This is a genomic window from Sphingomonas mucosissima, from assembly GCF_002197665.1.
In the GTDB taxonomy this organism is placed as follows: domain Bacteria; phylum Pseudomonadota; class Alphaproteobacteria; order Sphingomonadales; family Sphingomonadaceae; genus Sphingomonas; species Sphingomonas mucosissima.
In genome coordinates this window covers 337,295-362,011 of the sequence record NZ_NBBJ01000002.1, presented here as the reverse complement: position 1 = coordinate 362,011, position 24,717 = coordinate 337,295, and the positions used below count along the sequence as shown (strand labels likewise).

The following is a 24,717-nucleotide window of genomic DNA, read 5'->3' as shown; positions in this document are numbered from 1 at the left end:
AGACGATTGGCCTGCGTCGTGTCAGCCGCGGCCAGCAACCCACGCCAGCCATAGCCAGCCCACGATCAGTAACGTGCCGCCGATCGGCGTGATCGCTCCCAACCAACGCGGGGCGCCAAGGGCCATCAGGTACAAGGTGCCGGCAAACAGCGCGCCGCCCGCCACGAAGAGCCAGCCGGGCCCGCGCGCCTCCAAGCGCAGCGCCACCAGCGCAGCCACCGCGTGGATCAGTTGATATTGGCCGCCCGTGCGCAGCCATTCCGCCGCCTGACCACTTGCGCCATGGGCGCCGAACGCACCGGCACCCACCGCCAGCGCACCCGAAAGCGCCGCCAAGACCAACAGCCAGTTCATGTGTTGTTTTCCCTTCCCCAAGGCTGCTGCGCAGCGACCATGGCACGCGCGGCGGAGATGTCGCTGGTTTCGATCTGGATCCGCAGCCGTTCGCGATCGCTGGCGCGATACATCGCCTCCGAGCGATCGATCTCGCTGCCGTCTATGCCGAGGTTCTCCATCGCCGCGCGGGCCATCTTCACCGCCGATTCGAGCACTTCGCGCACCACCAGCTTGGCGGGGCTGCCCTTCAGCTTGATCAGCGCGCGGCGGTCATAGGCACGGACATAGATGGACGCGCGGGGAAACGCCTCATGCACCGCCTCTACCATGTCGGCCGTGATCTGATCATTATCGATACAGAACAGGATCATCTCGGCGTCGGCCGCTCCCGCCTGCCGCAGCAGGTCGAGGCGGGTGCCATCGCCGTAATAAACCTTTGCGCCAAGCTCCCCAGCGATGTCGATCATCTCGATATCGGTGTCGATCAGCGTCACCGGAATGTCCTGCGCGAGCAGCATCTGGCCGACCGTCTGGCCAAAGCGGCCGTACCCCACGATCACCGCGTTGGCGCCATCCGCCTTCGGCCCCTCGCGCTCGCCGCCAATGATCGGCTCCTCGCGGAACCGCCTGGTGAGCGTCATCAGGAACGGCGTGGTCGCCATGGAAAGGGTGATGATCGCACCAAACAAGGACGCCGCCTCGGGCGCGATAAGATACGCGTTGGTGGCCTGCGCGAAGAGCACGAAGCCGAACTCGCCGCCCTGGCTCAGCAGCACGCCTAGTGCGAGCGCGGAACGCCACGTCATGCGGAAGGCAAGGCCGATGAGGAAGATCACCAGCGTCTTGGTGGCGATCAGCGCCGCCGCCATTGAAAGAACGAACAACGGTCGCTCGGCGATCGCCGTCAGGTTCAGCATCATGCCGATGGTAAGAAAGAACAAGCCGAGCAGGATCGATCGAAACGGGTCGACATCCGCCTCCAGCTCGTGGCGATAGGGGCTGTCGGCCAGCATCACGCCGGCGACAAATGCGCCAAGCGCGGTGGACAGGCCCAGCGCCTCCATCAGCGCGGCGCTGGCGATTACCGTGAACAGCGCGGCGAACACGAACATCTCGCGCTCGCCCATGTTGCCGATGCCGCGGAACAGCGGCCGCAGGATGAAGCGACCCGCCGCGATCAGGCCGATGATCGCAGCCGCGGTATAGAGCACCAGGATCCAACCCGGCGGGCCACCGGCATCCGCCGGATTGCGGCTCATCGCGGCGATGATGGTGATGAGCGGGATGATCGACAGATCCTGGAACAGCAGGATCGAGAAGGCGCGTTCGCCAAACGGGGTGCGCAAGCGGCCCGACGATTGCAGCATCGGCAGCACCTGCGCCGTGGATGACAGGGCGAGCGGCAGGCCGAGCGCGAGCGCCGCGGGGATCGAGAAAAGCGCGAAAACGGCAATGATGGCGGTGATGGCGATGCCGCAAGCCACGACCTGAAGCAGCCCCAGGCCGAAGATGTCCTGCTTCAGCCGCCACAGCCTGGCGGGATTAAGCTCCAGCCCGACGATGAACAGCAGCAAGGTAATGCCGAGTTCAGCGACTCCAAGCTTTGATTCGGCGTCGCCGATCAGCCCGAGCACCTGCGGGCCGACGACCGCGCCCGCCACCAGGAAGCCTAGGGTGGCGCCAAGCCCGAGGCGGCGGAACAGCAGCACAAAGCCGAGGCCCGCGCCAAGCAGGATTACCCCGTCGCGCAGCAGCGATCCGGTGGCGTGCTCCATCAATCCGCCTTTACTGTGCTTTGTGCCTGTTCCGCCGCCTCGGCAGCCGCTTCAAAGGCGAGCCGGATCGACGCATGGCGCGCGTGATAATCAAGCGCGGGCGTCAGCACGTCGAGCCCTGGCCAGTTGGGCAGTTCCCCCTCCCGCGCGAGCCACGCTGTCAGTGCGTCGCGCGCCGCCGCCAGCTCGTCCGGGGTGCGGCCGATCACATGCGCGGCAAGCAACGAGGAAGATGCCTGGCCGAGCGCGCAGGCACGCACCAGCATGCCTGCCTCGCTGATCCGGCCGTCTTCCCCGAGATTCACGTCCACAGTGACGCGGCTGCCGCAGATCGGGGAGCGCCGCTCGCTGGAGCCCTGTGGCTCCGCCAGCCGCTCGTCGATCGGATTGTCGGTCGCCAGCTTCAGGATGGCATCATTGTACAACGTGTCGCTCATCGCGGCTGCCCTCCGTTCTGCGCCGGCGCGCCTTGCCCGAACACCGCCTCGCCCCGCCGCCGGCGGTCAATGAAGTCGGCGATCGCATTGGTGGTGACGTTGAGCAGCGGATAGGTGCGCGCTTCCTTGATCCACAACGGACGCCGCGTCGGCCCGCCATTGATCGTGTCGAGCACCAGGACGATCAAGAGGAAGGCAAGGCTGGCGATGATCAACCCCTTCAGCGCGCCAAAGCCGAAGCCCAGCGCACGATCCACCGGCCCCAGCACCGATTTGCGCACCCGTTCCCCCATGGCGCGGGCGACCATGCGACCGAGAAAGTAGGTGACGCCGCACAGGAGCACAAAGGCCAGCGTCGCGGCACCGGAAACCGTCCCTATCGGGCCCGTCAGCGCCTTTGAGACAGGCAAGTGAAACAGCTTCACGGCGAAGATCATCGCCACCCAGGCGAAAAGCGCGAGCACCTCCGTCACGAAGCCGCGCTTCAGCCCAAGAAGCGCGCTGCCTGCCACGACAGTCAGCACCGCGATATCAAGTCCGTTGAGGTTCATTGTTGCCGATCTAGGCCATGACGAAGACGATGAGAACAGGGGGCACCCCGCCAAAGCGGATTAGGCCGCCACGCCCGGCGGCGCGCGGAGCAAGTTGCGCCGCCAATATGCACATCGCTTCGTGACAGGACGGCGACGAAGCAGACCGCCCGGGTCCCCGTCCGCCGTCCGCCATCCGCCGTCGCGGATCAGCCGCGGCCGAGCAGGTGATCCACCAGCCGGACGACCGTGGAGAACCCGGCGAGGCGAAGGCCGCCCTTCTCGCTCGTCATCGCTGCCGGGACCAGCGCCTGGCCAAAGCCCAGCTTGGCCGCTTCCTTCATCCGCAAGGCGGCATGGGCGACGCTGCGCACCTCGCCCGACAGGGCGACCTCGCCGAAGGTCACCGCATCGGTGGGCACCGGGCGTTCCGACAGGGCGGACACCAGCGCCGCGGCAACCGCCAGGTCCGCCGCCGGATCCTGCACGCGATAGCCCCCCGCGACGTTGAGATAGACCTCCGCCGACGAGAAACTGAGCCCGCAGCGCGCCTCCAGCACGGCAAGGATCATCGCGAGCCGGCCGCTGTCCCACCCCACCACCGCGCGCCGCGGCGTGGCGCCGCTGGCCAGGCGGACCACCAGCGCCTGGATCTCGACCAGCACCGGCCGGGTGCCCTCCAGTGCGGGGAATACCACGGTTCCCGTGACGCTCTCGTCGCGCTGGGTGAGGAACAGCGAGGAGGGGTTGGAAACTTCCGCCAGCCCTTCCGATTGCATGGCAAAGACGCCGATCTCATCGGTGCCGCCGAAGCGGTTCTTGATCGCACGCAGGATGCGATACTGGTGGCTGCGCTCCCCTTCGAAGCTGAGCACGGTATCGACCATATGCTCGAGCACGCGCGGGCCGGCGATCGTGCCGTCCTTGGTGACATGGCCGACGAGCACCAGCGCGGTGCCGCGTTCCTTGGCGAAGCGAATCAGCTCCTGCGCGGAGGCGCGCACCTGGCTGACGGTGCCCGGCGCACCTTCGATCAGATCCGAGTGCATGGTCTGGATCGAATCAATAACGAGCAGCGTCGGCGGCTTGCCCGTGCCAAGCGTGGTCAGGATATCGCGCACCGACGTGGCGGAGGCGAGCCGCACCGGCGCCTCGCCCAGCCCCAGCCGGCGCGCGCGCAGCCGCACCTGATCGGCCGCTTCCTCGCCCGAGACATAAGCGACATCCGCGCCGCCCAGCGCCATGCGTGCCGCCGCCTGCAGCAGCAACGTGGATTTGCCGATGCCGGGATCGCCGCCGATCAGCGTAGCGCTCGCCTCCACGAAACCGCCGCCAAGCGCCCGGTCGAGCTCGGCAATGCCGCTGGGCATCCGCGCAGGCAGCGGCACTTCGGCGTCGAGCGCCATCATCGCCACCGCGCGGCCGCCGCCCTGAAGATTGTGCTTGGCCTGGAACGGCGTGACGATCGCGGGCGCCTCCTCCAAAATGGTGTTCCATTCAGAGCAATCGACGCACTGCCCCTGCCAGCGGGACGACACCGAGCCGCAGGATTGGCAGACATAACGTTTCTGCGGCTTCGCCATCTTCGATCCCTAACAGGCGCCTTTGCCAACGCCGCTCCGGCCCGCGCCGGCATATCGCGCCGCGCCGTGCGCACGCGCCAACGCCAGCGTACTGCAAGAACAACTCGGGAACAATCCCGGCCCTTGCCGACGCCATGCGCTTGCGTGCGCGCCGCCTGATCGTTGCACCAATGGCAATGCGCGCCGTGCAAATCACGCGATCTGAGGCGGATCAGGACAGGATCACTGCAATAATCTGTTGCGCCAGGGCACCTCTGCCTTGACGCATTATGCTGCATCGGCGAAGTCGCGAGCCGTTATGAAGAGCCCCTTCCCCTTCGCCGCCGCGGCGCTCCTCGCGCTCGCCGCTTGTAACTCCAAGTCGGACCCCGAGGTTCTCGACTCCAATCCCGATCCGATGGCGGCGGAACTCGCCAACGCCGGCACGATCGAGCTGCCGCCTGCGATCAAGGCGGACAAGACGATGCGCTGCAGCGACAACAGCCTTGTCTATGTCACCTTCTTCGAAGGCGACAAGCAGGCCGTGGTCCGCACCGAAAAGGGCGGCACGCCCACGACCCTCACCGCGCCGAACGCAGGCGAGCCGCTGACCGCCGAGGGCGGCTGGAAGCTGACCGGCGACACCGCGAACGTGAAGATCGAGCAGCCCGGCAAGGGCGCGCTTTCCTGCCACGAATAACTTTGTTCATTTTCGCCGTCGCGCCTTGGCAGGTGCGACGGCAGCTACCTATCATGCGCGCCAGCCATGACGCGCGACCCTTCTCATGATGTGCTCGACCCGGCATCGGTGCTGGGCGCCTATGCCGTCGGCGTGTTCCCGATGGCGGATGCGCGCGACGCGCCCGGCGTGTACTGGGTGGAACCGCGAAGACGCGCGATCCTGCCGCTTGACGGCTTTCATCTCTCCCGTTCGCTGCGCAAGACGCTTCGCTCCGAACGCTTTCGGCTGACGGCGGATACGGCATTTGACGCGGTGATCGCGCTTTGCGCTGAAGCGGCCACGGATCGGCCCGAGACCTGGATCAACCCGTCCATCGAACAGGTCTTCCTTCAGCTGCACGTCGCCGGCTTTGCCCATTCGATCGAATGCTGGGAAGGCGATCAGCTCGTTGGCGGCCTGTACGGCCTTGCGCTTGGTCGCGCTTTCTTTGGCGAAAGCATGGTGAGCCGGACGCGCGATGCGTCCAAGGCAGCGCTCGCGGCGCTCGTCGCGCGGCTGCGCCATGGCGGCTTCACCCTGCTCGACTGCCAGTTCATGACCGATCACCTCGCCTCGCTCGGCGCGGTCGAGATCGATCGGCAGGATTACATGGCGTTGCTGGGTGATGCACTGGTGGACGTGCTGGGGGCTTCGGCAGAAGGTGCGGGATCTTGGCTGACGGCCGGTGCCGATTTCCGCGCGGTGGACGGCGCGGCCAGCACGTCGGTGTCCGGCCCCTTGTCGGGGAAGGACATCGTGCAGCTCTTGGGCCACACATCGTAGATCGGGTGCTGCACGACGTTGAGCGCGGGGCGCTCCTTGTAGAGCCAGCCTGAAAAGGCGCGGCGCCACTTCTGATCGCTGCCGCGCACGATGAGTTGAAGAAAGGCGCCGGTCAGCTGCTCCTGCTCCCACGGCGCGGTGCGCTCACAGGCGCGCAGGCGCACCACCGTGTCACCGATGCGCAGCGCCTGGCCCGGCTTCATGGTGAGGTCGCGGCTGACGCCGTTGCGCTTGTTCAACAGGCCGATCACGGCGGTTCGCTGCGCCATGGGGGTGCTGCCCGCGTCCACGGGCCCCGCATCGCCCTCGACCGTCACGACGTCCGACGGCGCACCTTCGTCGGCGGTATCGGGCACTTGCTGGCTGGCCGCGGGCCGTGCGTCGCTGCCATCATCACCGAGCCAGCGCGCGCCTTGCCACGCACCGACACCCAGCAATGCGGCAACGGCGAGCGCGCCGGCCGCGACCGCCGGCTTCACGCGTCGGGGCTCCAGGCCTCATAATCGCCCGTTGCTGCCTGGCGATGGCCGCCCTTCTCGAGCGCGCCGGAGGGACGATAAGCCTCTGCCGTGCCGGTCATGTTCGGCTTGGCGGGCTTCTGCCAGGGACGCGGTGGCGGCAGCGCCTGATCGGGCGCAGAATCGACATGGTGGTGCAGCCAGCTGAACCACTCCGGCGGCACCCGGCTGGCGTCGTTTGAGCCGTTGTAGATCACCCAGCGCCGCGGATTGCCCGCGGTATCCCTGCCGCCTTCGTAATAGACGTTGCCGAGCGCGTCCTCGCCGATGCGAGCCTTGCCGCGCAGGCCGAACCAGGTGCCGATGGTGGCGCCGTTCCACCAGGTGAAGGGGTTGAGGTTGATGCCCATGTCGCCTGCGCGCTTAGCGTCTGCCGCGCGCCGCTTCAATGGCATGTAGCGCGCGCACGAACGGATCGGGGAACCTGGAACAGCGATCCAGAACGCCAGACACGCGAGACTGGCAGGGGCTCGCGCGCTATCTCTTCCAGCTGACCTTGTCGCCTTCGGCGATGCCCAGCTCCGCCGAGCGGCCGCCGTTCAACTCCAGCACCGCCGCTACCGGCTCGCCGGACGGGACCTGCGCTTCCGAAAACGGAACGGTATTTTCCGCGATGCGCGCGATGGTGCCGTCAGCACGGATGAAGATGATGTCGAGCGGCGACGGCGTGTTCTTCATCCAGAAGCTCGCCTCACGCGGCCCACCACCTTCAGGCGGATAGGGCGCGAACAGCATGCCGCCATCCTTGGGGATGCCGGTGCGATACATCAGACCGCGCTGCTGCTTTTCCACAGTGTCCGCCACCTCGACACGAAAGACGTGGCGCCCGTTGGTGCTGGCGATCGTCACCTCGGTACGCGGCGCCTGCGCTGCGTCGTTCCCTGCGGTGGCGGCGGCATCGCGCCCGGTGCAGGCGGATGCGCCGATCAGCAGCGCCAGCGCCGCCAGGCCGTGAAACTTCACTCTAACTCTCCCGTACGACACTGACGGCCATCGGCCCCTTGTTCCCGTCAATCACGCGGGCACGAAGCCGCTGTTCGGGCATAACATCCGCGATGTCGCCACGCCGCAGCGTTTCCATGTGAACAAAGATATCGCCCGGCGCCCCATCGCGCACCAGGAATCCATATCCCTTCAAACGATTGAACCACTTCACTGACACCGGCTCCCAATCGCCGGCCTCGTCGACCAAAGTTGCCGGATCGATCCGGCTGGCCACCCTGGGGGCAGGCTCCACCGCCGTGGACGTGTCCACCGCCAGGATCTCGCGCGCCTGATAGCCCCGCTCACCGCGCACCGCGATGGCATTGATCCGGGTGCCTTCGGGCAAGCTGCGGCGGCCAAGCGGCTGAAGAACGGAGAAATGCACCAGCACGTCGCCGATCTGCGCCTCGTCCGGCACCAGAAAGCCAAAGCCGCGGGTCACGTCGAACCACTTCAGCGTGCCCGCCACAGGCACGCCGTCCTCCTCGTTCGCCGAGGCGCCAGTCACTTCAACGTCATCACGCGGCTCGCTGCGCATGTTCATCCAATTCCCCCGGAGACAGACGCTAGCATGGTTGTCGCGCTGCACAACATGGCTGAACGGGAAACGGGCGTCATTGCTCCGGCTCCAGCTCGGCCCCAGGCGCCGCAAACACAATGCGCCGCGCCAACCCGAAGGAATGCCCAGCGCGCAGCATCGCGGCGATCTGCCGCTCGCGCGTGCGATCGTCGGCAGGCCTTTGCGCATAGGGGCCGAAGCGGCGGCGGCAGGCAAGCGCCAGCGCGCTTTGCCACGCCTCGTCCGCGCTTTGTTCAAGCGCCGGTGCGGCATCCGCCTCCTCGACATGCGCGGCCCGGAGCGCCTGCGACACGCGCCGCACGCCATAGCCGCGGCGCGTGAGGGAGCGTGCCCGCGATTCCGCAAACAGGCCGTCATTGACATAGCCCAGCTGCGTCATTCGCTCGGCCAGTGCCACCGGGTCCGCGGGGTCACCGGACCAGCCGCGCTCGCGCACCTTGCGCGCGAGGTACGCCGTCAGTTTGCCGCGCGTTGTCGCAAACCGTTCGACGTAGCGGAGCGCCAACGCCTCGAGCTTGGCAGCGTCCAGTGGCGGCGGGGGGCGGCGAGCGTTGGTCATCCGCCTTCTTGTTGCCACACTGACATTGGAATTTGAACGTGGCGTTCTATCAGATGGTCGGCTCGGCTTACGGCCATTCTGATACGCGTCGGCGCCCTGGGCACCCCGAGCGAGATTTTGAGCAAAACAAACATGACAAGTGCGACCCTGACCCCCACCCCGAGCAACGATGCACAGCCGCGTCGGTTCGCCGATTTCGCGACGTTGGGCGACGCGCTCGATTATGCCGCGCAGGGTCAACGCGGGCTGAACTTTCATGATGCCCGCGGCACGCTGATCCGCCCCTATCCCTTTCGGGAGTTGCAGGCCGACGCCAAGGCGGCGGCCTATCGCCTGATCGCAGCCGGGATCGCGGCGGGCGATCGCGTCGCGCTGGTTGCCGAAACCAGCGCCGAATTCGCCGCTTTGTTTTTCGGCACCGTTTATGCCGGCGCCTGGCCGGTGCCGCTGCCCCTGCCCACCTCGTTCGGCGGCAAGGAGTCCTATATCGACCAGCTTCGCGTCCAGCTTGAGAGCTGCGATCCCGCGATGCTGATCTATCCGCCGGAACTCGCCGAAATGGCCGGCGCCGCCGCTGCGGCAACCGGGACCAAAGGCGTCGACTGGGCCGATCTGCTGGCGCGCGCCGCTGAGGCTGTGGACCTGCCCAAGGCTTCGGGCGATGACATCGCCTATCTGCAATATTCCAGCGGCTCCACGCGCTTCCCGCATGGCGTGGCGATCACCCACCATGCGCTGCTGAACAACCTGGCGGCGCATTCGCACGGCATGGAGGTGGTCGAAAGCGATCGCTGCATATCGTGGCTGCCCTGGTACCATGACATGGGGCTGGTCGGCTGCTTCCTGTCGCCGATCGCGAACCAAGTCTCGGTAGATTACCTCAAGACCGAGGATTTCGCGCGGCGTCCGCTCGCTTGGCTCGATCTCATCAGCCGCAATCCCGGCACGTCGATCAGCTATTCGCCAACCTTTGGCTACGACATCTGCGCGCGCCGCATGTCGAGCCAGACCAAGGCGGCCGACCGCTTCGACCTGTCGCGCTGGCGCCTTGCCGGCAATGGCGCGGACATGATCCGGCCCGACGTGATGCAGGATTTCGTGGACGCCTTTGCCGACGCCGGCTTCCAGGCGAGCGCGTTCCTGCCCTCCTACGGCCTGGCTGAAGCGACGCTGGCGGTGTCCATCATGCCGCCGGGTGAGGGCATCCGCGTCGAACTGGTGGAAGAAACCCAGCTTTCGGGTGTGCCCGCCGGCCAGGATCGTCCGCAGCGCTACCGCGCGATCGTCAATTGCGGCAAACCGGTGCGCGACATGGCGATCGAGATCCGCGAGGAGGACGGCACGCCGCTTCCGGAGCGTGCGATCGGCAAGGTGTGGTGCAGCGGGCCGTCTGTCATGGTCGGCTATTTCCGCGATCCGGAGGCGACCGACGCCTGCATGAAGGATGGTTGGCTGGACACCGGCGACATGGGCTATCTCTCGGATGGCTATATCTACATCGTCGGCCGGGCAAAGGACATGATCATCGTCAACGGCCGCAATCACTGGCCGCAGGACATCGAATGGGCGGTGGAGCAGCTTCCCGGCTTCAAGCAGGGCGACATTGCGGCGTTCGCGATTACCACCCCGGGCGGCGAGGAGACGCCCGCCGTGCTGGTGCAATGCCGCACCTCCGACGGGGAAGAGCGCAGCCGGCTTCGCGACGAGATCCGCGATCGGGTCCGCGCCGTGACGGGCATGAACTGCGTCATCGAGCTGATCCCGCCGCGCACCTTGCCGCGCACCAGCTCGGGCAAGCTGAGCCGCGCCAAGGCGCGCAACCTGTACCTCTCGGGCGAGATCAAGCCGTACGCGGTGGCCGCCTGAAGACAACGCTTAGGCCGACCCTAACGTAGGCGGCCGGTGAAGGCCCTGCACCCTGCATCGGTCAGGGCGCCGGTTCGCGTCCAGGAGGCTGGATTGTGGAAAAGGCAGGCAGCTGCGGACGGCCGCTTGAGGGGGCCGTTGGCTGGCGTTCGCGTTAGATAGGGCCAGCACCCCACGCCCGGGCAGGCGCTTATGATGAAGCTGTCATGAGCCCCAGAATAGGCCTGCCGGCTGCGCTCAGGCGGCGTGAGTGTCCGTCGCGCGGCGGCGTTGACGTGCCTTGGCGGTCAACACGATATGGCCGCGTTTCTCCTGCACCCAGCCCTGCCGGGTCAGGACTTCAAGCGTCTTGGGACAATCTCCACGCGAGATCATCAGATGCGGGCCGGCAGCCCGCGCAGAACCGAGGATGCGTTCGAGCAACTCAGCGGAAAGCCAAGCGCCATCGTCTTGCTGACCCAATGCGACCCCCCCAAGGGCTTACGGCATGGTGGATACCTAGCGGCTGGTGGACAGCGACTCTTGACCCACGTCAAGCGATTCGCTCCGCGCTGCAGACCGCCCGAGTGGAATCCCGGCCGAGCCGTTCAGTTGCGCAGAATGGTGGCAGAACGCTGCGGAAACGGACGACTGCCACTCCATGCCGGCGTCGCTCACTGCTCCCCGGCGCGACTCCGATTGTCGCGCCGGGCGCAGGCTGCCAACGCACTTGACCGTCAGCCGAGAGTCGCCCGATTGGCCACCAGATCGTCCACGACCGAGGGATCGGCAAGCGTTGACGTATCTCCAAGGCTGCCGATGTCGTTCTCCGCGATCTTGCGCAAGATACGGCGCATGATCTTGCCCGAGCGCGTCTTGGGGAGGCCGGGCGCGAACTGGATCACGTCCGGGCTGGCGATCGGGCCGATCTCCTTGCGCACCCATTGCTTGAGCTCCGCGTTCAGCCCGTCAGACCCGGTCTCGCCGGCGTTGAGCGTGACATACGCATAGATGCCCTGCCCCTTTACGTCATGCGGCATGCCCACGACGGCGGCCTCTGCCACACGCGGGTGAAGCACCAAGGCGCTTTCCACCTCTGCCGTACCCATGCGGTGGCCGCTGACGTTGATCACGTCATCCACGCGGCCGGTGATCCAATAATAGCCATCCTCGTCGCGGCGGCAGCCGTCCCCGGTGAAATACTTGCCGGGATAGGTCGTGAAATAGGTCTGAAAGAAGCGCGCGTGATCGCCCCAGACGGTGCGCATCTGCCCCGGCCAGCTGGCCGTGAGGCACAGGTTTCCGCTGGTCGCCCCGTGCAGCACTTGCCCCGTTTCATCCACCAATTGCGGGTGCACGCCGGGTAGCGGCTTGGTGGCGGAGCCGGGCTTCAGATCGGTCGCACCGGGCAGCGGCGCGATCAGCGCGCCGCCGGTTTCGGTCTGCCACCAGGTGTCGACGATGGGGGAGCGCCCCTCGCCCACCACTTCGTGATACCAGCGCCATGCCTCCGGATTGATCGGCTCGCCCACAGTGCCGAGCAGCTTCAGGCTCTTGCGGCTGGTCGCCTTTACCGGCGCATCGCCCTCTTTCATCAGCGCGCGGAGCGCCGTGGGGGCGGTAAAGACGGTGTGCACCTGATGCCGATCGACGACCTGCCAAATGCGGCTCGCATCCGGCCAGTTGGGCAGGCCCTCGTACATCAACGTCGTCGCGCCATTCGCCAGCGGGCCGTAGATCACATAGGTGTGCCCCGTGACCCAGCCGATGTCGGCGGCGCACCAGAAGACGTTGCCGGGACGGTAGTCGAAGACCAGCTCGTGGGTGAAGCTCGCCCAAAGGAGATAACCGCCAGTGGTGTGGAGCACGCCCTTCGGCTTCCCCGTCGAGCCGGAGGTGTAGAGGATGAACAGCGGGTCCTCCGCGTTCATCGGCTCGGGCGCGCACTCGGTCGAGACGCTCGCCGCCACTTCGTGATACCAGACGTCGCGATCGTGCATCGGCACGTCGTCGCCGGTCGCCTTGATGACGATCACCTTTTCAAGGCTGGGCGCGCGGGGTGCGGCGGCATCGACATTGGCCTTCAGCGGGATGCGCTTGCCACCGCGGCGGCCGCAATCGGCCGTGATGACGACCCGCGAATCGCAGTCCTGGATGCGGCCGGCCAGCGCGTCCGGAGAGAAGCCGCCGAACACGACCGAATGAATGGCGCCGATCCTGGCACAGGCGAGCAGGGCAAACGCCGCCTCGGGAATCATCGGCAGATAGACGGTGACCCGGTCGCCCTTGCGGACGCCCTGCGCCTTCAGGACATTGGCGAAGCGGCAGACCTCCTCATGGAGCTGCGCATAGGTGTAGCGCCGCGGCTCCTCGCCTGGCTCATCCGGTTCCCAGATGATGGCGATCTGATCGCCGCGCGTGGCGAGGTGTCGGTCCAGGCAATTGGCCGCGACATTGAGCACGCCGTCCTTGAACCAGCTGATGCCGAAGTCGGCTTCGTCGAAGGACCATTCGCCAGCGACGGTGGGCGCCTTGACCCACTCCAGCCGCTTCGCCTGCTCCAGCCAGAACGCGTCGGGATCGGCCGCGGCGGCTGCGTACATCGCGTCGTAAGCGGCGGAACCGACCTTTGCCTCGGCGGCCCATTCCTCGGGCACTGGGTACAGCAGCTGCTCGGCCATGCATCGTCTCCTTTTCCTGCGTGATGGCCGCGGAAAAGCAGGGTTGGCAACCGTCTTGGGCAGGAATTCGCGCGAGACCGGGTGCGGGGCGCCGCGATCAGATCAGCGGATCTGCTCCAAAACGCCGTCGATCACGAACTGCACCGCGAGCGCCGCCAGCAATACGCCGAGCAGCCGCGTGATCACCGCCTCGATCTTGTGGCCGAGCAGGCGCATCAGCGGTCCGGCGGCAAGCAGCGCGGCAAGCGTCAGCAGCAGGATCGTGCCGAGCGCGGCGAGCACGACCAAAGATCGCTCCAGCCCGTCGTTGCGCGCCATCAGCAGCATGACGCTGGCGATCGAGCCGGGCCCGGCGATCATCGGCATCGCCATGGGGAAGATCGAGACGTCTTCGGCCTCCTCGGGCGTGATATTGGCCGCGCGATCCTCGCGCCGCTGGGTCCGCTTTTCGAACACCATTTCCAGCGCGATAAGGAACAACATGACACCGCCGGCTATGCGGAATGACGCCAACTCGATGCCGAGCCCCTTGAGGAGCTTTTCCCCGAACAGCGCGAAGACGAGCAGGATCGCCGCCGCCACACCGACTGCCCGGATCGCCATAGCCCGGCGTTGCACCGCGCTCGCGCGGTTGGTCAGCCCGGCATAGATCGGGGCGCAGCCCGGCGGATCGATCACCACGAAGAAGGTGATGAGGGCGGAGATATAGAGTTCGATCATGAGCGCCTCGGCCTGGGCGCTGGCACCCGATCATCGATCACTGTTTCGTATGCGGCGCCGGTCCAGAGTTGAACGGTGAAGCGATGGCCCCCGTCGGGCGCGACCTGCCAATGCCAGCGCAGCGTTGCGTCGGCTGAAGCACCGCCGCTGTCCTCGGCCTCTTCATTATAGGTGGGCGTTCCCTTGCACGACGCACGCCGGACCACCGGTTGCGCCGCGCGCGCACGGGGGGTCTTCAGGTCTGCCCCATTATCGAGCAGCCAGCGCCAGGTGCCGTCCGGCTGCCGTTGCCAGATCGTGGAAAAATAGCTCGAGCGATTGCCCGGCCACAGCGCGCCGCCGGTGTTTGCGGCCGTGATCCCGTCGCACGAAACGAAGCTCGCAGTGGGCCACCAATCGACCGACAGGGGCGGATCCGGCACATCCTTCAGCGCCGTCGCGACCGGCTGCGGCGGGAGGAAAATCGCGTCCTTTGCAGCCCATTTCCGAAATGCCGTCCACTGGCCGAGCTTTTGCGCGTCTGCGGCAAAGGCGCGCTCCGCCTCAACGGCGGTTTGCGGCGCGGTGCTTGCCAGCAGCAGCGCGAGCAGCACGCTCAGATATCCTGCGAGAGGGTGACGCCCTCACGCCGTGCGGCGGACACCAACGTATTGCGCAGCAGCACTGCAATGGTCATCGGCCCCACGCCGCCGGGCACCGGAGTCATCGCACCGGCAACCTCGGCGCAAGCGGGATCGATATCGCCGACAAGACCGGCCTCGGTGCGGTTGATGCCCACGTCGATCAGCGTTGCGCCGGGCTTGGTCCAGTCCGGCTTCACCATTCCGGCTCGGCCCACCGCGGCCACGACGATATCGGCGCGCTTGACCACTGCGGGCAGATCGAGCGTGCGCGAATGCGCGACGGTGACGGTGCAGCTGTCGCCGATCAGCAATTGCGCCATCGGCTTGCCGACGATGTTGGAGCGCCCGATCACCACGGCATCCAGCCCGGTGAGATCGCCATGCACGTCGCGCAGAAGCATCAGGCAGCCGAGCGGCGTGCAGGGAACGAAGCCCGGCAGACCCGTGGCGAGCCGCCCGGCGTTCACCGGATGGAAGCCGTCCACGTCCTTGTCGGGATCGATGCGGGTGATGATCGCGCTTTCGTCGAGGTGACGGGGCAGCGGCAATTGCACCAGGATGCCGTCGACGGCGGGATCGGCGTTCAGCTGATCGACGAGCGTTTCCAGAGTCTCCTGGCTGGTATCTGCCGGCAAGCGATGCTCGAAGCTCTCCATGCCGGCGGCGATGGTCGCCTTGCCCTTGGAGCGGACATAAACGGCAGAGGCGGGATCCTCGCCGACCAGCACCACGGCGAGACCCGGCTTGCGCCCGGCCTTCGCGATGACCTCAGCCGCGCCTTCCGCCACCCGCGCGCGCAGGCCAGCGGCAAATGCTTTTCCGTCGATGTTCCGTGCCGTCATGCTTGCTGGCCATAGAGGCTCGCGGCGATACGCGCCAGCGCAGCGGGCTCGCCGACGACGAACAATCGCTTGAGTCGCGCGGTATCTCCGCCGACGATCCGCACCGCGCCGCGCGATACGCCGAATGTCTTGGCAACCAGGGCGAGCAGCGCCGCATTGGCGGCGCCATCGACCGGCGGCGCGCTGACGCGGGCCGCGAAATGCTCCGGCGTTCCGGCTTCGAGGAGGTCGCGGCCGCCGCGCGGGGTCAACCGAACGGCGATCGCAATGCCATCATCGGCGGGCCGCCAGGCGCTCAGACTCCGCTCATCACGACGCTGGCCTGCACATTGTTCAGGATGATCGTGAGGATGGCGATACCGATCAGCACCACCGCCGGCGCGAAATCGATCCCGCCGGTCTGCGGCAGGATGCGGCGGATCGGGCGGTACAGCGGCTCCGTCAGCCGATCGAGCCCCTGATACAGCGACCGAACGAAGTTCGACTGCATGTTGACCACGTTGAACGCCACCAGCAGCGACAACACGAACTGGATGACGATGACCCACCAGATCACGTTCAGCAGGACCTGAAGGATCTGGACAATGGTGAGCATCAACAAGGGCAATCTCCGTTCGGGTGTATCACGTCATTAGCACAGTTGGGCATCGACCAGCAGCCGATCAAGCCTTGCGGATCAACGTGCCGGCACCCCGGCGGGTGAACACTTCCAGAAGCATACCATGCGGCACACGTCCGTCGAGCACCACCGCGGCATCGACGCCCGACTCGACCGCGGCGACGCAGGTCTCGAGCTTGGGGATCATCCCGCCCGAGATCGTGCCGTCGGCGCGCAGGCCGGCAACGTCCTGCGGCGTCAGATCGCTCATCAACTCGCCTTGCTTGTCCAGCACGCCGATCACGTCGGTGAGCAAAAACAGGCGCTTGGCCCCAAGCGCGACCGCGATGGCCCCTGCCATCGTGTCGGCATTGATGTTGTAGGTATGCCCGTCCGCGCCGATGCCGATCGGGGCGATCACCGGGATGATGCCATCGCGGCTGAGCGTATCAACGATGCGGCGGTCCACCGCCACCGGCTCGCCCACGAAGCCCAAGTCAACCTTGCGCTCGATGCCTTGCAAGGCATCCGGCTCGCTGCGGCCGACCTTTTCGGCCTGCACGAGCCCGGCGTCCTTGCCGGAAATGCCCACCGCGCGCCCGCCGGCACGCCCGATCCAGGAGACGATGTCCTTGTTGATCGATCCCGCGAGGACCATTTCGGCGATATGCGCGGTTTCCGCGTCGGTGACGCGCAGGCCATCGACGAAGCGCGATTCCACGCCCAACCGCTTCAGCATCGATCCGATCTGCGGCCCACCGCCGTGGACGACGACCGGGTTGATACCCACGGCCTTCAGCAGCACCACGTCCTCGGCGAAGTCGCGCTGCGCCTCGGGATCGCCCATCGCGTGGCCGCCGTACTTCACGACAAAGGTCGCACCGGCGTAGCGCTGAAGATAGGGCAGCGCCTCGACGAGCGTCTCGGCCTTGGCCAGAAGCTCGGGCGAAGGGGTGTTATCGGTCATATTGCGCTCGCCTAGCCGACCGCGGGCGAAAGCAAAACCGCCCTCGCCGTACGGCGCGAATGTTGACAATGTTGAGACGCCGGCGCGTTTTTCTCCAACCGCCTCAACATTCGCTTTTTCATCCCAAACGCTATCGCACGCACGCGGCGTGTAGGACAGGATCTCACCGATCCAGCCGTCGCCCAAGCGCCACGAAGCCATAGATGAGTGGCGGCACGAGCACGATCGACAGCACGACCTTGGCGATCATCTGCCCGACCAGCAGCTGCCCGATCGGGAACACGCCGTAGAATGCGATGGTGACGAACAGGAGCGTGTCGACAATCTGCGACAGCACGCTCGCTACACCCGCGCGCAGCCACAGCAATTGCCCGCCTTCGCCGCCCTTCAGCGCGGCAAAGATGGTGACGTTGAGCGTCTGCGACGTGCCGTAAGCGATGATCCCACCCAGCCAGATGCGCGGCGTTCCCGTCATCATCAGCTCAAAAGCGTTGAGGCGCTCGGCCTCCATCTCGGGCGAGGCCGGCACGGCAAGCACCACCAAAGTCAGCAGCAGCGAAATGATGAGCGGAATGAAGCCGATCTGCACCAGCCGGTTCGCGACCTGGCGCCCATGCAGTTCGGCAATCGCGCTGGACGTCGCGACCAGTAGCAAAAAGGCGAAGATGCCGGCCTCCACCGCCAGCGGCCCCAACGCGACCTGCTTGTTGCCGAGCACCCCGGCGATGCACACCATGCCGCCGTAGAAGATCGAAAAGGCGAAGAGCGAGCGCGCGATCGGCGCTGGAGCGCGTGATTCCATCCGGTTGCCGGTACATTGCCCGACTGCCGAGCGAAAGCCCGCACGCGACAGCACCTATTCCACACTAGCCCCGCCCCGGACGGGAGCGGCCGGAAGCAGCCCTGCGGCACAGTGAGGGGAGCGGACCGGCACGCTGATCCATCGCGCTTGTCGAATGGCTGCGCGCATCCCTATGATGCGGCCAGAAAATAGCATCCGGCGGCACGTTCCGCCCGCAAAGGGAAGTGTCGCAGTTGAGCCGTTTTCTCATCGGCATCGCCGGTATCGTCGTGATCCTTGCGCTGGCGGTGGCGCTGTCCACCGATCGGCGGTCGATCAGGCCGCGCGTGGTGCTTAGCGCCTTTGCGCTTCAGGTCGGCATTGCCGTGCTCGTGCTGTACGTGGACTTCGGCAAGCGCGTACTGTCGGGCATGTCCGCGGGCGTCTCGAACCTCCTGGGCTATGCCAAGGCAGGCGTCGATTTTCTGTTCGGCCCGCTCGCCTCGCCGGCGATCGGCGGCAACAGCTTCGCGATCGCTGCGCTGCCGGTGATCATCTTCTTCGCGAGCCTCGTCTCGATCCTCTACTACCTGGGCGTCATGCAGGTGATCGTCCGCTGGCTGGGCGGCGCGATCGAGAAAGTGATCGGCGTATCCAAGGTGGAGAGCCTGTGCGCCGCGGCGAACGTCTTTGTTGGCCAATCCGAATCGCCGCTCGTCATCCGGCCATATCTGGCGGGTCTCACGCCGCCGCAGCTGTTCACCGTCATGACCAGCGGCATGGCCGGCGTCGCGGGTACGATCCTGGCGGCTTATGCCTCCATGGGCATCCCGATCGATTATCTCTTGGCGGCAAGCTTCATGGCCGCGCCGGGCGGCATCCTGATGGCAAAGATCATCATGCCCGATGGCAGCGTGACTCGCGAAGGCGAACTGCCGCTCGGCGACCTGCCCGATTCCGACATCGAGATCCGCGTGTCCGAAGCGCGCATGAGCGCCCATCCCGCCAGCCTGCCGCCGGAAGAGCCGGCCGGCGAGCCGATGCCCGACGCGACGCACGACGAGGAAAAGCCCGCCAACCTCATCATGGCCGCCGCGCAGGGTGCGCAAACCGGCGTGCGGCTGGCCGTGGCGGTGGGTGCGATGGTGCTGGCGTTCGTGGCACTGGTGGCGCTGGCGAACGGCATCCTGGGCGGGATCGGTGGCCTGTTCGGCCGGCCGGACCTCAGCTTCCAGATGATCCTCGGCTATTTCTTTGCGCCGATCATGTTCCTCATCAACGTGCCTTGGGACGAGGCGCTGCGCGCGGGCGGCATGTTTGGGCAGAAGATCGTGCTGAACGAATTCGTCGCCTATATCGATCTCGGGCGGCAGACGCCGACGCTGTCGGCGCGCACGGTGGCGATCATGACCTTTGCGTTGTGCGGTTTCGCGAACTTCTCCTCCATTGCGATCCAGATGGCGGTGACGGGCAACCTCGCGCCCAACCAACGGCCGATGATCGCCAAGCTCGGCATCCGCGCGCTGCTCGCGGGGAGCCTTGCGAACCTTATGTCGGCGGCCCTGGCGGGATTGCTGATCGGCTGAAAACCCTAGTGGGCCGGCGAGCCGCCGCTTAGCCACTGTCCGTCAACCTAAACTCGTTTCAGGGTCCACCGCACCGCAAGCTCAGTCGCCGTTGGTGGCACGATGGATGCTGAAACAAGTTCAGCATGACGAACCAGGAACGCTACTTTCGCCCAACTTGCGGACATTCGGAGGCGAGCCTAAGCTACGATATGGCAGATGTTCGCCAACGTGCGCTTTCCGTGGCGCTGTTCGCTTTAGCGCTAGTTATTGGCACGATCGTGTCCGTTGGCGAGCGAGTGGTATTCGCAATTTCATTGAACCGTGCCGTTGACCTAAGTGAAGCTGGGGTGATCGCCTCGAACGCTGTACTGACCGCCTTTCCATTCTTTTACCTAGCTGTTCGGAATTCTGTTCGGGCACTGCCTTGGCTGCTGGGCATAATGCTAACGCTGGCTGCAACAGGGTGGTGGCTAAGCAAAGGCATAGCCTACCAGAAGGCTCCCGATGGCTCCGGCGTGGACATGTTTGGAGCCATGATTATGTTTCTCGCACCTTTTGCGATTACTGCGATCGTCGGTTTTGCGGACACTCGCAAAACTCGCGGCTGAACGGCCGCTTTCCTCCCAAAGTCCGCCATTCGTTCAGGCTTTCCCGCCAACGCTCGCCTGCAGCCCAACTTACCCCCGCCCCAGCCGCATGCGCTTGCGCAAGCCGCCGGGCATCCAGCGCGACGCGAACGCCAGCCGGCGCGCGGTCCTTCCCACCAACGTGTGAAGCCGGTCGCCGTGCACTGCGGACCAGGCCGCTTCTGCCACCACTTCGACGGGCGTGAACTCCAGCCCCGCCTCCACCACCGTCTCGCGCACGCTGCGGTTCGATCCCCCCACCGCGGCCGTCAGCAGCGGGGTGTCGATGAAGCCCGGCATCAGGCTGCGCACGCGAATGCCTTCGCCTGCCCATTCGCCGTCGAGCGCCTCGGTCAGCCCGCGCACCGCGAACTTCGTCGCGGAATAGATGGCGGCACCCGCCGTGCCATAGATGCCTGCGGCCGACGCCGTGTTGAGCAGGCATGAGCCCGGCGTCGCCGCCAGATACGGATGGCCCAGCCGCGCGCCGTACACGACGCCCTTGATGTTCACGTCCAGCGCGCGATCGATGTCTTCCAGCGAGGCGGCGCCGAACGGGCCGCCCACCGCGACGCCGGCATTGTTGAACAGCACGTCGAGCCGCCCGCCGCTCGCCTGGGTGAATTCGGCCAGCACCTCTTCCCAATCCTCGGGCGAGCGCACGTCCATGAAATGGCTGGTGGTCCGGTCCGCGGGCAACATCGCGGCCGTTGCCTTCAATCCTGCCTCGTCACGATCGGCGAGACCCACCCGCCAGCCGCGATCGGAGAACAGCTGTGCCACCGCCCGGCCGATGCCCGAGGCGCCGCCGGTAATAAGGATCGCTTTCATCCCCGCTCCTCCATTTGACCTGGCGCGCCGCATCTCGCATCCTCCGGCGCGATGCCAGTGGAATCGCCTGGTCCCGCCGTCGGATTTCACGACGTGACCAAACGGTTCGGCGCCGGCGCTCCCGCTGTCGACCGCGTGTCCCTCGCCATCGAACCGGGCAGTTTCGTGGCACTGGTGGGCACGTCGGGCTCGGGCAAGTCGACACTGCTGAAGACGATCAACCGGCTGGTCGAGCCGACTTCCGGTTATGTGACTGTCGACGGCGAGGACGTGAGCCGCCTGCCGCCGCCCCAGCTCCGTCGCTCCATCGGCTATGTCTTCCAGAATGTCGGTCTTTTCCCGCACCTCAATGTCGCGGAGAATGTCGCGCTTCCGTTGCGCCTTGCGGGGCGACCCGACGCCGAACGGGTGAACGAGCTGCTCGATCTGGTCGCGTTGCCGCGCAGCCTCGCCATGCGCTTGCCGGCCGCGCTTTCGGGCGGGCAGCGCCAGCGCGTGGGCGTGGCGCGCGCGCTGGCGGCCGGGCCGCGGCTGATGCTGATGGACGAGCCGTTCGGCGCACTGGACCCGGTCACGCGCGATTCGCTGGGCGAGGCGGTGCGCATGCTTCACCAGCGGCTGGAGCTGACCACCGTGATGGTCACCCACGACATGGCGGAAGCGTTGCTGCTCGCCACCCGCGTCCTGGTGATGCAGGACGGGCGGATCGTCACGGACGAGACACCGGCTGGCCTTTTGGCGGGGCGCGGCGGGGACGCGGCGCAGGCCTTGGTGGCCGTGCCGCGCAGCCAAGCGCAGCGACTCGCGGAGCTGTCGCGATGAGCGGCGCGTGGGAGCGCGTTCCGGCGCTTGCCGCGCAGCACCTGACGCTGGCGATGGCCGCCCTTGCGCTGGGCATCGCGATTGCCGTGCCGCTCGGCTTCTGGTCCGCGCGCCGCCCGCTTGCGTCGCGGCTGGCGCTGGGCGCGGCAAGCATCGTGCAGACCATCCCGAGCCTCGCGCTGCTCGCGTTATTCTACCCCGTGCTGCTGTGGATCGGCGGGCTTCCCCCGCTCGGCTTCCTTCCCTCGCTGCTGGCCCTCACGCTCTATGCGGTGCTGCCGATCCTGCGGAACACGGTCACGGGGCTGCAGGGGCTCGATCCGGCGGTGATCGAGGCCGCCGACGGCATCGGCATGACGCGCCGGCAGAAGCTGCGGATCGTCGAGGCGCCCTTGGTGCTGCCGGTGCTGACCGCCGGCATCCGCACGGCCGCCGTGTGGACAATCGGCGCCGCGACGCTTTCCACCACCGTCGGGCAGCCGAGCCTCGGCGACCTCATCTTTGCCGGGTTGCAGACACAGGCCTGGCCGCTGGTGCTGGCTGGCTGCATCGCCGCCGCCGGACTCGCACTCGCGGTGGACGCGCTGCTTGGGGTTGCCGAACATGGCCTCGCGCGCCGCAAGCGCTGGCTGGCGTTTGCCGCACTCGCGATCCTCGCCGGCGGCACCCTTGCCGCGACCGCCCCGCTGTGGCGGAGCAGCAGCGACCGGGTGGTGGTGGGGGCGAAGAACTTTTCCGAGCAGTTCATCCTCGCGCGGCTGATCGGCGAGCAGTTGCGCGCGGCGGGCTATGAGGTCGAATATCGCGACGGGCTGGGATCGGCGGTAGCGTTCGGCGCCGTCGCGAGCGGTGCGATCGACGTGTATGTCGATTATGCCGGCACGATCTGGACCGGGCAGATGAAGCGCGCCGACGTACCGCCCCGCCAAGCGCAGGTGCGCGCGATCGGCGAATGGGCGGAGCGGACGCACGGCGTTTCGCTGCTCGGCGCGCTGGGCTTCGAGAACGCTTATGCCTTTGCCATGCACGAGGAGGAGGCCCAGCGGCTGGGCATTGCCACCCTCGCCGATCTCGCGCGCCGGGCGCCCGAGCTGCGGCTAGGCTCGGACCTGGAATTCCTGGAGCGGCCGGAATGGCGCGCGGTGGAGGCCGCTTACGGCCTGCGCTTTGCCGGTGCGACGCCCTACAGCCCGACCTTCATGTACCGCGCGCTGACGAGCGGGCGCGCAGATGTGATCAGCGCCTTTTCCTCGGACGGCCGGATCGCGGCGGACCGGCTGACGGTGCTTGCCGATCCGAAGCGGGCGATCCCCGGCTATGACGCGATCATGCTCGTCGCCCCGCGATGGGCGAGGGACAAACGCTTCACCGATGCGCTCCAGCCGCTGGTCAATGCTGTGCCGGTCGAGGCGATGCGCGAGGCCAATTACATGGTCGACCGTGACGCCGATAAGGCCACGCCCGAAGCGGCCGCCACGTGGCTCGCCGACAAGATCGGACAATAAGGCGCTACTACCTTCGTTCGCGCTGAGCTTGTCGGACACCCGTGCTCGTGAAACCCGGCTTCAGACAGACTCCGGCGAACGGTGGCGCATCACCCCAGCGTCAGCACGATCTTTCCGACATGATCGCCCGCTTCCATCCGCCGATGCGCTTCCGCGGCTTCGGCGATCGGAAACACCTTGTCGATCACCGGCTTCAGCCGGCCTGCCTCTGCATGTGGCCACACGGTGCGCGCCAGTTCATCCGCCACCATCGCCTTGAAGCCGATGTCGCGCGCGCGCAGCGTAGAGCCGGTCAGCGTCAGCCGGCGCATCATCACCTCGAAGATCGGGATGGTGGCCTTGGCCCCGCCCTGCACCGCGATCGACACGTGCCGGCCATCTTCCGCCAGGCACTTCAGGTTGCGCGGGATATAGTCGCCGCCGACCATGTCGAGCACCGCAGCGACGCCCTTGCCGCCGGTGATCTCCTTCACCCGCTCGACGAAATCCTCGGTCTTGTAGTTGATCGCGTGATCGGCGCCGAGCGCCTTGGCCGCCGCGACCTTCTCATCCGACCCCGCGGTGACGATGATGGTCACGCCAAAGATGTTGCACAGCGCGATCGCCATGGTGCCGATCCCGCTGGTGCCGCCGTGCACCAGCACCGTATCGCCCTCCGTTGCGTACGCGCGCTCGAACAGGTTCGTCCAAACGGTGAACAGCGTTTCCGGCATCGCCGCCGCTTCCACCATGGACATCAGCTCGGGCACTGGCAGGCACTGCCCCGCAGGCGCGGCGACATATTCGGCATAGCCGCCGCCCGCCACCAGCGCGCAGACCGGCTGGCCGATCATCAGCGATGCGACGTCGGGCGCCATCGCCACCACCTCGCCCGACACTTCCAGGCCATAGATGGTCGGCGCACCCGGCGGCGGCGGATAGGCGCCCTTGCGCTGCATCACGTCCGGCCGGTTCACCCCAGCTGCGGCGACTCGGATCAGCACTTCGCCGGGCTGAAGCGTCGGCACCGGCCGCTCCACTAGCGTCAAAACCTCGGGGCCGCCATGCACCTCGGGATCGATCGCCTGCATCATCGCCGGAATATCGTTCATCGCCGCTCCCCCCGTTAACCATTCATCGCTGAATGCATGGCCGCGCCTTATTGACTTCGCACCCGCAGCGGTCAACGATACGCGTCATGGATCTGGATGATATCCTTGGGTCCCGGCCCGACGATCCCCTAAGCGCCCTGTTGCGCCAGGATCTCGATCGCCTTTCGGTGGCTGAGCTGGAGGCGCGGATCACGGCGCTTGAGGGCGAGATTGCCCGCAGCCGCAAGAAAATCGACCATGTGGTGAACCATCGCGCGAGCGCGGACGCCTTGTTCAAGCGATGACCCACGCAGCATCGGCTGGCCATGATGCCATATGCCGGTGCGGGGCCACGAAGCCATTCGGCCTGCCGCTTGATGCGGGCCATCGCAATCACGACATTGTAGCAAAGGGCCGGACGCCTGCCCCCCAGACGTCGCTCCACGGCCCGGT

General features: G+C 66.6%; 27 protein-coding genes and 1 pseudogene. 8 read left to right on the top strand and 20 right to left on the bottom strand.

What is annotated here, in order from left to right:
• Positions 1-21: 21 nt before the first annotated feature.
• The 5 genes from SPMU_RS08905 to radA all read right to left on the bottom strand — a co-directional run bounded on the left by SPMU_RS08905 (position 22) and on the right by radA (position 4,661).
• Complete coding sequence (locus SPMU_RS08905; RefSeq protein ID WP_088333514.1) at positions 22-354, bottom strand: DUF423 domain-containing protein; 333 nt, start codon at positions 352-354, stop codon at positions 22-24.
• Positions 351-2,111, bottom strand: a complete 1,761-nt coding sequence (locus SPMU_RS08900; RefSeq protein ID WP_088333513.1) for a cation:proton antiporter domain-containing protein — start codon at positions 2,109-2,111, stop codon at positions 351-353. The genes SPMU_RS08905 and SPMU_RS08900 overlap by 4 nt, the downstream gene beginning before the upstream one ends.
• The gene (locus tag SPMU_RS08895; protein WP_088333512.1) at positions 2,111-2,548 is read right to left on the bottom strand and encodes an iron-sulfur cluster assembly scaffold protein; all 438 of its coding nucleotides are present in this window, start codon (positions 2,546-2,548) and stop codon (positions 2,111-2,113) included. Before SPMU_RS08895 ends, SPMU_RS08900 begins: the two co-directional genes overlap by 1 nt.
• Positions 2,545-3,099 (bottom strand): CvpA family protein, encoded by a 555-nt coding sequence (locus tag SPMU_RS08890; RefSeq protein WP_088333511.1) that lies wholly within the window; start codon positions 3,097-3,099, stop codon positions 2,545-2,547. The genes SPMU_RS08895 and SPMU_RS08890 overlap by 4 nt, the downstream gene beginning before the upstream one ends.
• A 188-nt stretch (positions 3,100-3,287) precedes the next feature.
• Positions 3,288-4,661, bottom strand: coding sequence for a DNA repair protein RadA (gene radA, locus SPMU_RS08885; protein WP_088333510.1), 1,374 nt, complete (start codon positions 4,659-4,661; stop codon positions 3,288-3,290).
• Between the two features lie 298 nt (positions 4,662-4,959).
• On the opposite strand from radA, the gene SPMU_RS08880 reads away from it, so the two are divergent.
• Both SPMU_RS08880 and aat read left to right on the top strand, forming a co-directional pair.
• Entirely contained in the window at positions 4,960-5,340 is a 381-nt protein-coding gene (locus SPMU_RS08880) for a hypothetical protein (RefSeq protein WP_088333509.1), read from the top strand.
• 66 nt (positions 5,341-5,406) lie between these two features.
• Positions 5,407-6,144: a leucyl/phenylalanyl-tRNA--protein transferase gene (gene aat, locus SPMU_RS08875; RefSeq protein WP_088333508.1), complete on the top strand. Its 738-nt coding sequence runs from the start codon at positions 5,407-5,409 to the stop codon at positions 6,142-6,144.
• A 35-nt stretch (positions 6,145-6,179) separates the two neighbouring features.
• On the opposite strand, the pseudogene SPMU_RS17215 reads toward aat, so the two are convergent.
• The 5 genes and pseudogenes from SPMU_RS17215 to SPMU_RS08850 all read right to left on the bottom strand — a co-directional run.
• A pseudogene (locus tag SPMU_RS17215) lies at positions 6,180-6,347 on the bottom strand (DUF2155 domain-containing protein); the annotation flags it as partial.
• A gap of 272 nt (positions 6,348-6,619) precedes the next feature.
• The gene (locus SPMU_RS08865) at positions 6,620-7,012 is read right to left on the bottom strand and encodes an NADH:ubiquinone oxidoreductase subunit NDUFA12 (protein ID WP_088333686.1); all 393 of its coding nucleotides are present in this window, start codon (positions 7,010-7,012) and stop codon (positions 6,620-6,622) included.
• A 127-nt stretch (positions 7,013-7,139) separates the two neighbouring features.
• Complete coding sequence (locus SPMU_RS08860; protein ID WP_211275755.1) at positions 7,140-7,625, bottom strand: DUF192 domain-containing protein; 486 nt, start codon at positions 7,623-7,625, stop codon at positions 7,140-7,142.
• 1 nt (position 7,626) lies between these two features.
• Positions 7,627-8,190: a cold shock domain-containing protein gene (locus SPMU_RS08855; RefSeq protein ID WP_088333506.1), complete on the bottom strand. Its 564-nt coding sequence runs from the start codon at positions 8,188-8,190 to the stop codon at positions 7,627-7,629.
• Positions 8,191-8,260: 70 nt separating this feature from the next.
• A complete protein-coding gene (locus SPMU_RS08850) occupies positions 8,261-8,785 on the bottom strand; it encodes a regulatory protein RecX (protein WP_088333505.1) in 525 nt (174 codons plus the stop codon).
• Between the two features lie 132 nt (positions 8,786-8,917).
• Here SPMU_RS08850 and SPMU_RS08845 point away from each other — a divergent pair, with 132 nt between their 5' ends.
• The gene (locus tag SPMU_RS08845) at positions 8,918-10,651 is read left to right on the top strand and encodes a fatty acyl-AMP ligase (RefSeq protein ID WP_088333504.1); all 1,734 of its coding nucleotides are present in this window, start codon (positions 8,918-8,920) and stop codon (positions 10,649-10,651) included.
• A gap of 716 nt (positions 10,652-11,367) precedes the next feature.
• Here SPMU_RS08845 and acs read toward each other — a convergent pair.
• From acs to SPMU_RS08800, 8 genes are all read right to left on the bottom strand, one after another.
• Positions 11,368-13,311 (bottom strand): acetate--CoA ligase, encoded by a 1,944-nt coding sequence (acs, locus tag SPMU_RS08835; protein ID WP_088333502.1) that lies wholly within the window; start codon positions 13,309-13,311, stop codon positions 11,368-11,370.
• A 102-nt stretch (positions 13,312-13,413) separates the two neighbouring features.
• Entirely contained in the window at positions 13,414-14,031 is a 618-nt protein-coding gene (locus SPMU_RS08830; protein ID WP_088333501.1) for a MarC family protein, read from the bottom strand.
• Positions 14,028-14,624, bottom strand: a complete 597-nt coding sequence (locus SPMU_RS08825; RefSeq protein WP_088333500.1) for a hypothetical protein — start codon at positions 14,622-14,624, stop codon at positions 14,028-14,030. The genes SPMU_RS08830 and SPMU_RS08825 overlap by 4 nt, the downstream gene beginning before the upstream one ends.
• 2 nt (positions 14,625-14,626) lie before the next feature.
• Entirely contained in the window at positions 14,627-15,496 is an 870-nt protein-coding gene (folD, locus tag SPMU_RS08820) for a bifunctional methylenetetrahydrofolate dehydrogenase/methenyltetrahydrofolate cyclohydrolase FolD (protein ID WP_088333499.1), read from the bottom strand.
• Positions 15,493-15,759, bottom strand: a complete 267-nt coding sequence (locus SPMU_RS08815; protein ID WP_281250985.1) for a DUF167 family protein — start codon at positions 15,757-15,759, stop codon at positions 15,493-15,495. The genes folD and SPMU_RS08815 overlap by 4 nt, the downstream gene beginning before the upstream one ends.
• A gap of 32 nt (positions 15,760-15,791) precedes the next feature.
• Entirely contained in the window at positions 15,792-16,091 is a 300-nt protein-coding gene (locus SPMU_RS08810) for a YggT family protein (protein ID WP_169715677.1), read from the bottom strand.
• A gap of 67 nt (positions 16,092-16,158) precedes the next feature.
• Positions 16,159-17,061 (bottom strand): acetylglutamate kinase, encoded by a 903-nt coding sequence (gene argB / locus SPMU_RS08805; RefSeq protein WP_088333684.1) that lies wholly within the window; start codon positions 17,059-17,061, stop codon positions 16,159-16,161.
• Between the two features lie 163 nt (positions 17,062-17,224).
• Complete coding sequence (locus SPMU_RS08800; RefSeq protein ID WP_088333497.1) at positions 17,225-17,863, bottom strand: queuosine precursor transporter; 639 nt, start codon at positions 17,861-17,863, stop codon at positions 17,225-17,227.
• Positions 17,864-18,096: 233 nt separating this feature from the next.
• Between SPMU_RS08800 and SPMU_RS08795 the strand changes: the two genes are divergently transcribed.
• Positions 18,097-19,428: a NupC/NupG family nucleoside CNT transporter gene (locus SPMU_RS08795; protein WP_088333496.1), complete on the top strand. Its 1,332-nt coding sequence runs from the start codon at positions 18,097-18,099 to the stop codon at positions 19,426-19,428.
• Between the two features lie 125 nt (positions 19,429-19,553).
• Positions 19,554-20,018 (top strand): hypothetical protein, encoded by a 465-nt coding sequence (locus tag SPMU_RS08790; protein WP_140418433.1) that lies wholly within the window; start codon positions 19,554-19,556, stop codon positions 20,016-20,018.
• Positions 20,019-20,087: 69 nt separating this feature from the next.
• Here the strand turns inward: SPMU_RS08790 and SPMU_RS08785 are convergent, their stop codons facing one another.
• On the bottom strand, positions 20,088-20,867 hold the full coding sequence (locus tag SPMU_RS08785; RefSeq protein ID WP_088333494.1) for an SDR family oxidoreductase: 780 nt from the start codon (positions 20,865-20,867) through the stop codon (positions 20,088-20,090).
• Between the two features lie 51 nt (positions 20,868-20,918).
• Between SPMU_RS08785 and SPMU_RS08780 the strand changes: the two genes are divergently transcribed.
• Positions 20,919-21,689, top strand: coding sequence for an ATP-binding cassette domain-containing protein (locus SPMU_RS08780; protein WP_088333493.1), 771 nt, complete (start codon positions 20,919-20,921; stop codon positions 21,687-21,689).
• Positions 21,686-23,194 carry an ABC transporter permease/substrate-binding protein gene (locus SPMU_RS08775; protein WP_088333492.1) on the top strand — a complete coding sequence of 503 codons (1,509 nt, stop codon included), beginning with the start codon at positions 21,686-21,688 and terminating at the stop codon, positions 23,192-23,194. The genes SPMU_RS08780 and SPMU_RS08775 overlap by 4 nt, the downstream gene beginning before the upstream one ends.
• A gap of 89 nt (positions 23,195-23,283) precedes the next feature.
• Here the strand turns inward: SPMU_RS08775 and SPMU_RS08770 are convergent, their stop codons facing one another.
• On the bottom strand, positions 23,284-24,285 hold the full coding sequence (locus tag SPMU_RS08770; RefSeq protein WP_211275754.1) for an NAD(P)H-quinone oxidoreductase: 1,002 nt from the start codon (positions 24,283-24,285) through the stop codon (positions 23,284-23,286).
• Between the two features lie 86 nt (positions 24,286-24,371).
• Here SPMU_RS08770 and SPMU_RS08765 point away from each other — a divergent pair, with 86 nt between their 5' ends.
• Positions 24,372-24,569: a DUF1192 domain-containing protein gene (locus SPMU_RS08765; protein ID WP_088333491.1), complete on the top strand. Its 198-nt coding sequence runs from the start codon at positions 24,372-24,374 to the stop codon at positions 24,567-24,569.
• Positions 24,570-24,717 lie beyond the last annotated feature (148 nt).